Here is a 12,313-nt window from a genome sequence, read left to right as displayed (position 1 = left end):
GCTCACTGTGACCTCTTCTTTCTATTTTCTTTTTCTTTTTTCTCTGTATATTTCTTTCTTTACCAGCCCGTATTCGTCAAAAGTGGTATGAATCGTGCTGAAAATACTGAATGCAGTACTCATGGACGTGGAAACATAAAGAGCAATCATTATTGAGATCTGATACTTGATTGCAAGCATCGGGCTTGCACCTCCGAGGATCTGCCCTGTCATCATCCCTGGAAGAAAGACAAGCCCTGCAGTTGCAATGTTGGCAAGGGTAGGCTTGAGAGCGGAGCGAAGGCATTTTCGAATATAAGGTGTAAGGGCTTCGTACCTGCTCGCCCCGAGAGAAAGGTTGTAAAGGTATCTGTTTTCGTTTCTGCGTATATCCTCGTAAAATTCTCCCATACCAACAATATTGCCCCTCAGCGAATTGCCGAGAATCATGCCTCCTACAGGGATCAGGTAGCGGGCTTCCAGGAGGTTTCCAAGGTCAAGCACGAATTCGTTGAAGTAGAGCAGCACACTTATATTTGCTGCCATAAAGGAAAGAACAACAGGCAGAAGTAGTTTTTCCATTTTAAGCTCTACATTTTTTATAGTCGTGTAACTGGCAATTACAACCATTCCCAGAACCCACGCCATGTTCAGAGCTCCGTTGTTCAGGTCAAAGACATAGGTCAAAAACACTCCTGCCATAACGAGCTGGACTGTCATGCGGGAAACCGCATCTATTGTTGCCCGGGAAATACGAAGCTTTATTCTGTAACTGATAGCCAGAGGAATTATAAGCAGCAGAAAGCAGAGCAGCAGGGAAGTTATCGATATATCGGGGCTTGCCATTTGAAAATTCCTCTTTTCATTTTTTCCTGACTCTATTGACTCTATTTTTGTTATCTTTCCTGTTCTATCATTACTTTTCTTTTTAAGGCTCAAACTGCGTGCATTCACGAGAGAAACTGCATTTTCTAAACTGGTTCTCTGAACTGGTTCTATTTCAGCTATTAGTATGATCAGTTCCGTTTTTCCCTATTTCCACAATTTCTACCTCCTTACTTTCCCATTCCCGGTCATGAGATACTATGAAAAGCGTCCAGCCCGCTTGTTTAAGGAAGCTGTCGGCAACTTTTTTCTTAAGCCCGGAGTCAAGAGCCGAGGTTGCTTCATCCAGAAGAAAAATATCTCTTTCAAGCAGCAGAGCTATTAAAATCCCTATCCTCTGCTTTTCTCCCCCTGAAAGGTTCTCAAAGTTTTTGTCGAGTATATCTTTTTCCAGCTCGAGCTCATTCATAAACATATGCAGTTTTTCAGGTTTCATCTTTTCCCGGTTGGGCCTGTAAGAATTAACTTCTTCAAGCAGGGTTTTTACAGGTCCCTCCCCGAGGTCCGTGTCCTGGGAGACATAGGCTACCTCTTTTCTGACCTGCCAGGCTACTTGAGGGCTCAGGGGCTTACCTCGGTAATAAACCGAGCCTTCGGACAGTTTCTCAAATCCCATAAGTATTTTTATCAGGGTTGATTTGCCGGTTCCTGATTTCCCTTTCATAAGGACCTTTTTTCCTCTGCGAATGCAAAGAGAAAAATCGGAAAGAACTTTTTTTCTTCCGAAGCTTATGCCGGCACTTTCATACCTTATTATCTCATCCTGCATTTTCTACCCTGATTCTTATTCTATTATATCTATAAAGACATCTCCAATATGTTATTCTGTTTATACCGTCCGCTTTTCTCCACGTTTTTAAAACAGGTTTCCCGGCTGTTCTTGAAGAGAAAGTTTATCTATACTGAGGTGTTCACTTAAAGCAGCATATAGTTACCTTGTACGAATACTTCAGGCTGGTTAACATGCTACCTGTTTATTTATCCGTGACAGGCTGCAATGTATGCTTATATCCTGCACATTTTATTCATTACAGTTTAACACGATTACATTTAATAATCTTGTAATTTCTGAGGAACAAAAATGGATTTTGGAGCTTCTGCTAAAAATCTCAGTACTCCGGTCAAAGGGGCAAAAATAGTCCCGAATATGACTGTAGACGAACTTGTAAAAGAGTACACCGGCTGTGCCTTTGGAGCAGGCAGGCTGGCTGAAGCTGTGGACATTTATTATGAAATGCTGGCTTCCGGGAAAACTACGAAATTTTTCGGGCTTGCAGGAGCAATGACACCTGCTGGCATGAGGAATATCATCGCAGACCTGATCCGGGACGGATATATAGACGTGCTTGTTACAACAGGCGCCAATATGGTTCACGATACCGTCGAAGCCCTCGGACTTCACCATTATAAAGGTTCGGACTGCGCAAACGATATTCAGCTCAGGCATGAATGTATTGACAGGATCTATGATGTTTATCTCCCTGACCAGCATTTTACTGATCTTGAAGAGTTCCTTCAGGGCGTTTATTCCGGGCTTCCGCAGGAAAACCTCTCTATCAGGCAGGTCCTTACCGAAATAGGAAAAAATCTGGACGATGACTCTTCTATCCTGAAAACAGCTGCCGAAATGGGAGTTCCGGTGTACTGTCCCGCCCTTCAGGACTCCGTAATAGGGCTTCAGGCCTGGCTGTACAAAGAAGGAAACCCTCTTCATGTGGATGCTTTTGCGGACATGCATGAATTCATGGATATCTGCTATGGGGCTGAAAGCGCGGGGACGATGCTGCTGGGAGGAGGAGTTCCCAAGAACTATATCCTGCAGTCCATGCTTGTAACTCCCAGGTCCTTTGATTATGCAATCCAGCTGACAATGGACCGCCCGGAAACAGGAGGCTTGAGCGGGGCAACTCTTGACGAAGCCCAGTCCTGGGGGAAGGTCGGGGAAGATGCAAAATCAGTTACCGTATATGCAGATTCAACAATTACTCTCCCGCTTATAGTCTCTGCTGTGAGGACGCGCCTTTCAAAGAGGTGAGCTTATGGAACGAAATACATGTATGATCCTTGCCCTTGATGTGACTGAGAGGGAAGAAGCGCTGAAGATTGCAGAAAATGTCCGGGAATTTGTGGATGCAATAAAAGTGGGATACCCTCTAATTCTTGCCACCGGGCTTGATATTATTAGAGAGCTTGCCAGATTTGCCCCGGTCATAGCTGACTTCAAGGTTGCAGATATCCCTAACACCAACCGTCTTATCTGCGAACAGGTCTTTAAAGCCGGAGCCGATGCGGTCATTGTGCAGGGCTTTACTGGCAGGGACAGCCTTGATGCCTGCATTGAAGTTGCTTCCAAATACGGAAAAGATGTTTTTGTTGTAAGCGAAATGAGCCACCCGGGAGGAGCCGAGTTCCTGCAGTCAGCAGCAGAAGCGATTGCAAAAATGGCAGTTGAAGCCGGAGCTTTCGGGCTTGTTGCTCCAGCCACACGTCCGGAAAGGGTAAAAGAGATAAGAAAAATTATCGGAGACAGGCTTACCATTATCTCTCCGGGTGTGGGTGTCCAGGGAGGAAAAGCCTCTGACGTTATCTCTGCAGGGGCAGACTGGGTGATTGTAGGAAGAAGCATTTACAAGGCGGAATCTCCAAAAGAGGCTGCCTGCGAGATTGCTGAAGAAATTCAGGCTGAGCTCCGCGGAAAGTAATAAAGAATATTTTTGCTGAATGAATATTTTTTGGATTGATTGATTGATTCCATAGAAATTTTAAACCTAAAATACGTGCCTGTGATGAAAAATCTGGCTGATTCCATGATGAGCCCTATGAGTTCTGAGGCACGGAAATTATCCTAATTTTAAATTTATTTCAAATTTAAAACTATTCCGAAGAAGGTTTATGCTACGTTTTCCTTGATAAGAACCTATCCGGTAAGTAGACAATTGCCTCTATAAAAATCGCAATAAACTTTATTCCGTGTCTTTTTGACACGGAATATTAATATTCAAATTTTTTCACTTTATTTTATTTCTTTGGTGGCCAGTTCTTCTCCATCCAGCCTGGTAGCCTTCCTGAGTCCATTGGACCAACCATAACTTTTACATTGAGTTTGTCCTCAATATCACCCTGTAGACGGGCAGCAAGACCCGGAATAACTACACTGTTATGGGTAACATCGCTCTTGAGGTCAAATCCTGACTTCTCAAATGCATCCTTCACCTTATCAGCTGTCAGCTGTCCACCTGCAGCCGCTGCTTCCACACCAATACCATCGGTGTTAACTGCAAGCAGCCAGCAGTCTATTCCGTTTGATGCAAGGTCGCTCTCTACTGTGTAGTAAGTAAGGGCGAAGTTTGTGGTAAAGAGTACAGGTGAATCTGCTGTTGGGTTTCCTACCTTATACATCTTTGAGTCTACGGCAACAGGAGACCTGGGGTCAGTGTATATTGTCTCTGCCAGGTGTACTTCTGGCATGGTGGCATATGGCTCCATGCTGTGGAGAAGCATAATGTCTCCGTACCTTATAGTAAAGATTGATGAAAGAACCGTTTCCCAGTATGATGCACTGACAGGGTCAGCAATTCCCGCCATCCAGGCAGTAAGCGGCATAGCCATGATCGGATACGCGATCTCGGTGTCTCCCATAATGCCTGCTCTCCTGATCTTCAGGAAGTTTGTGAAAGTATCCTTCAGACCTTTCCCGGTTGGGTAAGTTCCCGGGTCAAGCACAATGTCCTTAATTCCAGCCTCTGCAAATGTCTTTGCAAGAGTCTTCAGGCCGTCAAGGTCATTAAACGCCGAAACAACCACAGGCACGTTATACTCGAGTGCTAGTTCTCCTACCTCTTTCCAGTTGTCCTTGTTTGCAGCATACAGCAGCGGGTTTTTACCCTTTGCTACCTCAAGTCCTGCCTTCAGGACTGCAGGATTGAAAGAACATAGAATTACAGGCAGTTCTGTGTTTTCTATAACTTTCTTGACAGCTGTTGCAAACTTTGCAGGATCATTGGATGCTGCTCTTATTGCCACACCATCGAGAAGCAGGTTACGTCCTACATAGAACTTCTTGTAATCACTGATCTTCTTCACTCTTTCAACAATGGCAGCTTCGTCCATGTTGTCTGCCACATCGAAGAACATCTTTGTCTTGTTAAAGAATGTCAGTTTGTGGCGGTACAGTACATCGTCTCCACCAATATTGGCTGCTCTTTCGCCAACACCAATAGTAACCTGGCGAATTTCAGGAGCAAGGAGCCTGTCTAGTTCTGCCAGTTTCTTTGCAAACTTCTTTTCTTTAATCAGGGGAGGGCAGTCTGTTGTCTTGCCTGACCTATCGATCAGCGTGGAGGCAAATGCCATACATGTAGGCTGACCACATTCTCCACAGTTGGTCTGAGGCAGGTACTTGTACGCTTCTAATGGGCTGTTAATCTTCATTTTTCACACCTCCGCTCCGATCCAGTTTGCAATATCCACCTGCTCTGTGTCTATGGTACCGAATAGCGTCTGGGTAATCTGCTTCAGGACAGCAACCGATGTTGGGTGCATCATCATGAATAGGTCGTTTCCTGCAATTGCAAGTGACAGACCTGTGACAATCTCCCATATAGGACCTCTGTATTCCCTTGGTCCCCAATCAGAGTCTTCTTTAAGCGGTGATCCCACCATCCATGACTCACGGGCACCCCATGCATTTGTTGTACCTGATGACATCGGGAATGTGAGTTCATCGTCACCCATAAGTGCTGCAAGTCTGATACGCTCCATGTTTGTGTAAGCGTAGTCGAGACCATATCCGAGGGCTGCAGTGGTCGGGTCCATTATGATCCTGTCTCTTGGGACATTGCACTGCTTCATGAGTTTCCTGTTAAGCTCCTTCTGTGCGTTCATGTCCAGCTGAGTCCAGGAAAGGACGTCGTGGTCATATTTGAGTGCTGCTTCTGCAATTGCTGCATAGTCCAGGTTCAGGCTTGCAGATGCAAGCAGGCATCGTTCTCCTTCTGCAACTTCCGCTGCTCTTGCGAGGACTTCGGGGTCTTTCTGCGGGTTACCTGATCCGCCGATTGCTATTGGGACATCAACAGCCTGGAGAACTTCTTCTACTGTCTTTGCTGCTTCTTTTGGAGGTGTGTCCTTTACAAGCGGGTCAGTTGAAATCAGGTGAATGGTGATCATATCTGCGTTGAACTTCTCAACGTTCTTCTTTGCCCATTCTCCCGGGCTGTCCATGACCTCATCATAATTTTCTTTGACAGCTTTTGCAAGCCCAATTCTCATATCGAACACGTCAATTGTTACCTGGTTCCTGTTTGGCATTGGCGCGTCAGGGAAGAACGGCAGGGCTTTTTCTCCACCTACCAGCACTCTCTTTCCACGGCTTCCACCGTCTGCTGATGTGTTTCCGATTGGTACTTCCTGAATCTGAGTTGCCCATTCTGCAATATTGGCAACATCAAACTTTGCAGGTATGAGATCCTTGAGTTTGGGTGCTGCCAGAGCAGGTGAAATTGCCGGAGCTGCTGGTGCACCTATGCCTACCGGGTACCCGAACATGCCTGCAATTCTTGCGAAGTGCTGGGCGAGTACTGCGCTCTCCTGCCCCAGGGCAGCGGCAAGCATGGGGTCAAAGCCGCCTCCGAGTCCACCGAGATCAATCTCAATGTCCCCTTCTATAGTAACACCTTCGAGGGCTTCTACATCCATGCCCGCGAACATGTTTGTAATATCAGATAACTTCATTTTCTTTGCCATGTAAACCTCACCGTTTCCGTAATTTATCCGTTTTTATGAGTGGCTTATAATAAAGGATATAATACAGGATGTGTTTCCATATTTTTTGCCCTGATAATACAGGGTCCGGAGCAGGAATCATTCCGTTCCTTTGAATCATTCCTTTGAATCATTCCTTTGAATCATTCCGTTCCTTTCCTTTAATTCTGGAACAGATTCTGCCCCGTTCTTTTTATTATTTTAATTTTGATTTTGGTTTAAATCCCGTTTCAAGCTCTTAAACCGGATAAGTTCACCTGTTCTCTGTCCCGGTGATTTTCTGCATTTTTTGTGGTTTTCTGCTGATCCACAGATTCAAAAGTAATCTGGGGTTAGAACCCCAGTTTTTTCACAATATTTTCTATTTCCACTGCAGCAACCGAATCGTCGGGTATTTCAAAGAGAGGTATACCTTTTATGTCCATTTCCTCAATTTTCGGGTCAAGAGGAATCATACCTATCAGGTTCAGTTTCAGTTCCTCTGCCAGTTTAACGAGCTTTTCCCGGTTAGTATCTGTAACCTTGTTTGCAATAACGTGAATACTGCCTATATTTGACTCGAGTTCATCCACAAGTTCATGAATTCTTTCTGCAGTTCGGAACCCTCTTCTTGAGGCGTCAGTTACCACAATAAGATCATCAATATCCCGGATGATTTTTCGGCTGAAATGCTCAAGCCCGGCTTCTGCATCAATCACAACCAGATCATAGTTTTTGACCAGTTTGTCCATAATGCCCCTCAGGAGGTTGTTTACATAACAGTAACACCCTGAGCCTTCGGGCCTTCCCATTACCAGCAGGTCGTAACCCGGCATCTCTTCAATGATCTCATATACCTTGCTCTGGAGCACGGACTCCTTATTCATATCGGGATTGTCAGGCCTTGGTTTTGTTATCTCAGCCTGTAAAAACTCCTTTGCATCCCCTATCGTTTTTACGTTCTCACATCCAAGGGTTTCCGGCAGGTTAGTATCTGCATCTGCATCAACTGCCAGTATGAACTGCCCTTTTTTAGAGAGGGAGCGGATCAGAAGAGCCGCTACCGCTGTTTTTCCAGTTCCGCCTTTTCCCGTTATTGCAATTACTTTGGTCACAGAATACCCCTTTTGATTGTTTTTCGGTTTTAGGCAATTGCCCGTTGTTGTTCAGTTATTTCTTTTCCTTCTTTTCGCTGATGATCATCCTGTCAATGGTGATCTTTGCGTTTTGAAGGTCAGCTTTATTCCACCGCTTGAACCGCCTGACATCATTGGCATTGCCGGCATCTGGAATCCTGCTGCTGGCATCATCATCGGAGCTGCTGCAACAGCTACTTCCTCTTCTTCTTCCTCTTCTTCTTCCTCTTCTTCAGCTGCTGCCCAGGTAGCAACTACAGGGTGGTTCTTCTCCTGGAGGAAGGCTTTCAGGGACTCGATGTCGCTTGCATCGTTTTCTGTTGCGATCTTGTCTTTGAGGTCAGCGGGTATTGCTTCGTCGATCTTCTCTTTGAGTTTGGAAGGCAGCCATACAACTCTGTTCCATCCGCCATCAGCCTGGATGAACTTTGGTGAGTAGAAGTAGTTTACACCAATACCGAGGAACCCTACGATCTGCTTTCCACCACCGGTCTGGCCTGCCATGGTTGAGAATCCGATACCGTTCGGAGCCATTCCCTGGTATTCTCTGTCTACCCATCCTATACCATCGACTTCAGGGATGTAGAACCCTACAACTTCAAAGCAGCCGCATGATGTGTGCGGGCAGTCAAAGAAGGAGTGAAGTTTAATCTTGTCAAATTCGCCGCTTGAAAGTTTCTTGGCGATTTCGTTGACTCCGGTGTATTCACCTGTAACGGCGTCGATAAGGTCACCCTTTGCAATTTCAAACTGTGGTCCTTCAGGGTCTACTTTTGCTGCTGCACGGCCGTCGAACCAGTTGATAGCACCGCAGAGTGAGATCCTGTCAGGGGACACAACGCAGACGTTTGTCGGAGCAAAGGACTGGCAGAGTGTACATCCATAGAAGACTTCAACATCTTCATCGTGGAGGTCCTTTGTCCTTGCATCTCTTGCCTTGAAGATCTCCTTTGCTGTTTCCATCTGCTTTTCGACTTCATCCTTGTCTGTGTAGAAAGTTACCTGCATCTTCTCGATAAATGGAAGTTCTGTCTTGAAGAGCATCATAACTGCCTTTCCGAATGGCTCAAATGAGTCCATCTTTGCAGCTGTGTCCTTGGAAACTCTCATCCAGACATCATACCTCTGGTTCAGGTGCATAATGCCCTGGCAGTAGTTGATGAAGTCGTGGACACGCCTTTCTACGACAGACTCAAGGTCAGGCTCGACAAGTTCTCCGCCTATGTTGAAGATCATTGCCCAGGGGTAGGTCTTTCCCTCTTCCATGTCCTTGAGGTCAGGACCGATGATTGTGACTTTGTCGTCTTCAATCGCATCCATGTCTGCAGCCCTGACAAGTTCGAGACCAAGTGATTTTGGACCACCGAGTTCAACGAACATTCCTTCTTTCCTTACTCTTTCTCCTTCAAACATTGGGGAAATCTCAAATGGGAATTCATCTGCCATTTATTTTTCGCCTCCTAAATCAAATTTATAAGTTGTCAATTAGTTCATCCAGGGCAGCGTAGTGGTCTTCCCTGCTTATGTTCCCGAAGGACATTGTTGCGTTCTGGATGTAATCTCTGCCGATTGAAATTGCTTTTACATTGGAGAAGTTCTTAGTTCCGGACAGTACCTGGTTGATGTAATATTTTTTGAATTCCAGGACGATTATGGTGTCGTAGTTGCCTTTTCCGTCAAGCCCGGGCCATGCAGGATCGGTTAAATAGAACCCTAGCTGGTGCAAATTGATGTATTTAGCATCTACACCCTTGTCTAAGAATCCCTTGAGGGAGCTTCCGGTAGCTGCAATCGGAATGTTTGCTTTCTGTGCAATCTTGACTGCACGGTCCAGAACTTCTGGTCTAAGAACTCCGGTCCCGACCACAAAAAGCGGCCTCTTTGCCTTGGAGATCATCTTAGCTACCATGTCAGGGTTGACTGCTTTGGAGGTAGTCACCCCGTAGCTGGTAAAGAGCTTGGTGTTCTTTGTTGTGTCAACCATTTTCAGGCCCCCTTACAGAGTCTCTTGAGGTTAGTGGGCTGTGCCGATACGTCGAACTTGATCTTCGGACCAGATATGATCTTCTTCTTCTTCCAGTCAATTTCCCATCCGCGTTCTGCTTCGAGTTTTTTCATGAGATCTGCACGTTTGGCAAGTGGAAGGTCGGCTTCTGTCCTGATAAACTTCCACCAGTCCTCGGGCAGTCCGCCGATGTATTTGTCGTGGAGTTCCATCCAGTGAGTCAGCTTAATAGATCTGCCCAGGCTGTTGTCGGACGGGCGGAGACAGGCTTTTGCCATCATCGGGATTGCTTCCTGCCAGGTCTCTGCTGTGGTCAGAAGGAATTCTGGCGCTGGTGGGATTGGCATCTCCTCGCCGTTTCTGGCGTCGTAGACTTTCCACTTGGACTCATCATAGTTCTTTGCAATCAGGGCTCTCCTGTACTTGGAGCTGTGAGCACCGAGCACGGCAGGGATACCGTAGATGTTACATCCTGTACCAATTGAGGAAGCTTTCTGAGAGAATGCACCCCATGCAAGTCCGCAGGCACCAACACGGTTAAGGACATAGTCCGCAATTTCCGCCAGGTTGCCTTCCATGGTTCTGCCACCGAAAATTCCGGCTACTTTCTGAGCGGCTCCGGTGATATGGGCGTTCGAGACACATGATCCTATGTTGACAAGTCCTCCGGACTGGAAACCTCCCGGGAATCTCTCATAAAGCGTCTTGCCGTCTTCGTCCTTGTACATACCCATGTCCATGGACCCACAGCCGGTACCAACAACGATGTAGTTTCTCTTCAGGAACTCCTCTGCAATGTAGTAAACGGCTTTTGCACAATCAGAATAGTTCGGACATCCGATGATTGCGATGATACCGGGGGTTGTACCCATGACGAGGTTAAGACCTTCTGCACGGATTTCAGCGTCAGATACCTGACCTCTGCCGGCTCTCATCCAGCCTTTTTCCTCAGCGATAATCTTCTGTGATGCCTTTTCGATGACACTAAGGATTGGGATTTCCTTCTTACAGACCTGTTCGCAGCGGCGGCAGCCGATACATGCATCGTGGAGGTCTTCAAGATAGCTGAAATCTCCCTGCTTGGCGAACTTCATGGCTTCCGGAATGTCCAGCTCAATCGGGCATGCCAGATAGCAGGCTCCACAGTCGGCACACTTGTCAACCCATTCCTTTAGCTGTTCATCGGATGGGATTTCCCTGACTCCAGCAGCTTCGCGGATCGGGTGCATTTCCTGAGCGAGCCTTACGGAGATTTCCCCAAGCTTTTCGTAGTCAAGGATCACTGCACCGGGAATTGCTCCGGACTTGAGTTCCTCAATTGTCTCTTCAACGCCGGCATCGGTCCTGTTGGGAAGACCATACATAATCTTTGCATTTGATGCGATGACCGGAATCTTGAGTTTCTGGGCTTCGGGTACAATGTCACCACGGACGCACTGTTCGTCAACGACAATGACATCAGGCATTCCAGAGCGGATGATCTTGAGCTCTTTGGACATGGAACCAACGACTTTGGTGTATGGTGGTCTCCTGTCGGCTTCCTTGTACCTTGTAAGGTCGATTGCGGTACAGCAGAGCCCACCGAGTTCTACCTTGTCGGTCAATTCGTGTTCTTCCATGTAGTCCATCATGTAGGTTACACCGCCTACATTGTGTCCGATCACACAGAGGAATGGCTTGTCTTTGTCAATTGTTCCCATACCCATTTCAATGAGGGGGGCTTCTGGGTCGGCCTTCGGGAAGTCGAGGGCTGCGATCTGGACTATATCGGAAATTTCCATTCCTACGTGGTCCAGGCTTCCACTGAAAAGAGCCTTTGAGTCGTAGTCGATCTCTGCGGATTCCTGCCCTGCGTGGACGGTTGCAAGGAGCTGGGTTAGCTGCTCTTCAACATGTTCCATTGCAGGTTTGATTTCTCCAAGGGTCTGTGGTCTCTGCCCGGTGGTAATTGTGATATTGGGGGTCAGGACATCGGATTGCCCGAGGTTGAGAGGTAACTCTTCTCCAAAGACTTCAATCAGATGGTCAAGCAGGTGGCGGCCATGGGCTGCGTGACAGGCAGTACCTGTAATTACACGGAGGAAGAATTCCCTTCCGTTGTGGCCAAGCATGTCGATACCACAGGCACCTCTCTTGTTGTTTGAGAGGTCACAGGGACCGTATGTGCAGTAACAGCACTGATCACACATAGGGGTGACAACAGGCTCATAGCGGTCGAGCAATTTGAGGTTCCAGTCGTCCCTGTAGGTTTCAAGACCTGGGAACGGAGTTGGGCCCATATGACCGAGCTCTTTTGTTTTTTCTTCTGCAGCCTCCTTTGCTGCCCCTACAATATTATTGATAGTGATCTGAACGGATTCAAGATCTTCTATTGAAAAACTCCCAGTAGTTAATTTGCTCATTTTAGCTTTACCTCCTAAATATACTTAAAGTCACTTTACCGACGATTCTTGAAAGCTTCAGCTACTTAAATGACTTTTTTTAGAGATCGTTTTTGACTTTTTATAGAATTTACACACTTACAATACAAAATAAAGTACAGTAAATTAAGCAGTTAAAACTTGGA

Annotated in this window: 9 protein-coding genes and 1 pseudogene; 2 read left to right on the top strand and 8 right to left on the bottom strand. The window is 46.5% G+C overall.

What is annotated here, in order from left to right; all coding sequences use genetic code 11:
- Positions 1–21: 21 nt before the first annotated feature.
- A complete protein-coding gene (locus MSMAS_RS13865; RefSeq protein ID WP_011034012.1) occupies positions 22–825 on the bottom strand; it encodes an ABC transporter permease in 804 nt (267 codons plus the stop codon).
- A gap of 154 nt (positions 826–979) precedes the next feature.
- The gene (locus MSMAS_RS13860) at positions 980–1,633 is read right to left on the bottom strand and encodes an ABC transporter ATP-binding protein (RefSeq protein WP_011034013.1); all 654 of its coding nucleotides are present in this window, start codon (positions 1,631–1,633) and stop codon (positions 980–982) included.
- Positions 1,634–1,945: 312 nt separating this feature from the next.
- Here MSMAS_RS13860 and MSMAS_RS13855 point away from each other — a divergent pair, with 312 nt between their 5' ends.
- Together MSMAS_RS13855 and pyrF are read left to right on the top strand one after the other, a co-directional pair.
- Positions 1,946–2,899, top strand: a complete 954-nt coding sequence (locus MSMAS_RS13855; RefSeq protein ID WP_048046680.1) for a deoxyhypusine synthase — start codon at positions 1,946–1,948, stop codon at positions 2,897–2,899.
- 4 nt (positions 2,900–2,903) lie between these two features.
- Positions 2,904–3,566 (top strand): orotidine-5'-phosphate decarboxylase, encoded by a 663-nt coding sequence (gene pyrF, locus MSMAS_RS13850; RefSeq protein WP_048046679.1) that lies wholly within the window; start codon positions 2,904–2,906, stop codon positions 3,564–3,566.
- A gap of 316 nt (positions 3,567–3,882) precedes the next feature.
- Here the strand turns inward: pyrF and acsC are convergent, their stop codons facing one another.
- The 6 genes and pseudogenes from acsC to cdhA all read right to left on the bottom strand — a co-directional run bounded on the left by acsC (position 3,883) and on the right by cdhA (position 12,149).
- Positions 3,883–5,295 carry an acetyl-CoA decarbonylase/synthase complex subunit gamma gene (gene acsC / locus MSMAS_RS13845; RefSeq protein WP_011034016.1) on the bottom strand — a complete coding sequence of 471 codons (1,413 nt, stop codon included), beginning with the start codon at positions 5,293–5,295 and terminating at the stop codon, positions 3,883–3,885.
- Positions 5,296–5,298: 3 nt separating this feature from the next.
- A complete protein-coding gene (cdhD, locus tag MSMAS_RS13840; RefSeq protein WP_011032639.1) occupies positions 5,299–6,609 on the bottom strand; it encodes a CO dehydrogenase/acetyl-CoA synthase subunit delta in 1,311 nt (436 codons plus the stop codon).
- A gap of 350 nt (positions 6,610–6,959) precedes the next feature.
- The gene (locus tag MSMAS_RS13835; RefSeq protein ID WP_011034017.1) at positions 6,960–7,721 is read right to left on the bottom strand and encodes an ATP-binding protein; all 762 of its coding nucleotides are present in this window, start codon (positions 7,719–7,721) and stop codon (positions 6,960–6,962) included.
- A 55-nt stretch (positions 7,722–7,776) separates the two neighbouring features.
- A pseudogene (cdhC, locus tag MSMAS_RS13830) lies at positions 7,777–9,188 on the bottom strand (CO dehydrogenase/CO-methylating acetyl-CoA synthase complex subunit beta).
- A gap of 25 nt (positions 9,189–9,213) precedes the next feature.
- Complete coding sequence (gene cdhB / locus MSMAS_RS13825) at positions 9,214–9,726, bottom strand: CO dehydrogenase/acetyl-CoA synthase complex subunit epsilon (protein ID WP_011034019.1); 513 nt, start codon at positions 9,724–9,726, stop codon at positions 9,214–9,216.
- 2 nt (positions 9,727–9,728) lie between these two features.
- Complete coding sequence (gene cdhA / locus MSMAS_RS13820) at positions 9,729–12,149, bottom strand: CO dehydrogenase/acetyl-CoA synthase complex subunit alpha (protein ID WP_011034020.1); 2,421 nt, start codon at positions 12,147–12,149, stop codon at positions 9,729–9,731.
- Positions 12,150–12,313 lie beyond the last annotated feature (164 nt).

It is taken from the genome of Methanosarcina mazei S-6 (assembly GCF_000970205.1).
In the GTDB taxonomy this organism is placed as follows: domain Archaea; phylum Halobacteriota; class Methanosarcinia; order Methanosarcinales; family Methanosarcinaceae; genus Methanosarcina; species Methanosarcina mazei.
The sequence above is the reverse complement of the archived record's forward strand: the minus strand, read 5'-3'. Positions and strand labels throughout refer to the sequence as shown.

Excerpts from the sequence above, each read along its gene's own strand:
- MSMAS_RS13865 (WP_011034012.1), bottom strand. The coding sequence starts at position 825 with ATGGCAAGCCCCGATATATCGATAACTTCCCTGCTGCTCTGCTTTCTG.
- MSMAS_RS13860 (WP_011034013.1), bottom strand. The coding sequence starts at position 1,633 with ATGCAGGATGAGATAATAAGGTATGAAAGTGCCGGCATAAGCTTCGGA.
- MSMAS_RS13855 (WP_048046680.1), top strand. The coding sequence starts at position 1,946 with ATGGATTTTGGAGCTTCTGCTAAAAATCTCAGTACTCCGGTCAAAGGG.
- pyrF (WP_048046679.1), top strand. The coding sequence starts at position 2,904 with ATGGAACGAAATACATGTATGATCCTTGCCCTTGATGTGACTGAGAGG.
- acsC (WP_011034016.1), bottom strand. The coding sequence starts at position 5,295 with ATGAAGATTAACAGCCCATTAGAAGCGTACAAGTACCTGCCTCAGACC.
- cdhD (WP_011032639.1), bottom strand. The coding sequence starts at position 6,609 with ATGGCAAAGAAAATGAAGTTATCTGATATTACAAACATGTTCGCGGGC.
- cdhB (WP_011034019.1), bottom strand. The coding sequence starts at position 9,726 with ATGGTTGACACAACAAAGAACACCAAGCTCTTTACCAGCTACGGGGTG.
- cdhA (WP_011034020.1), bottom strand. The coding sequence starts at position 12,149 with ATGAGCAAATTAACTACTGGGAGTTTTTCAATAGAAGATCTTGAATCC.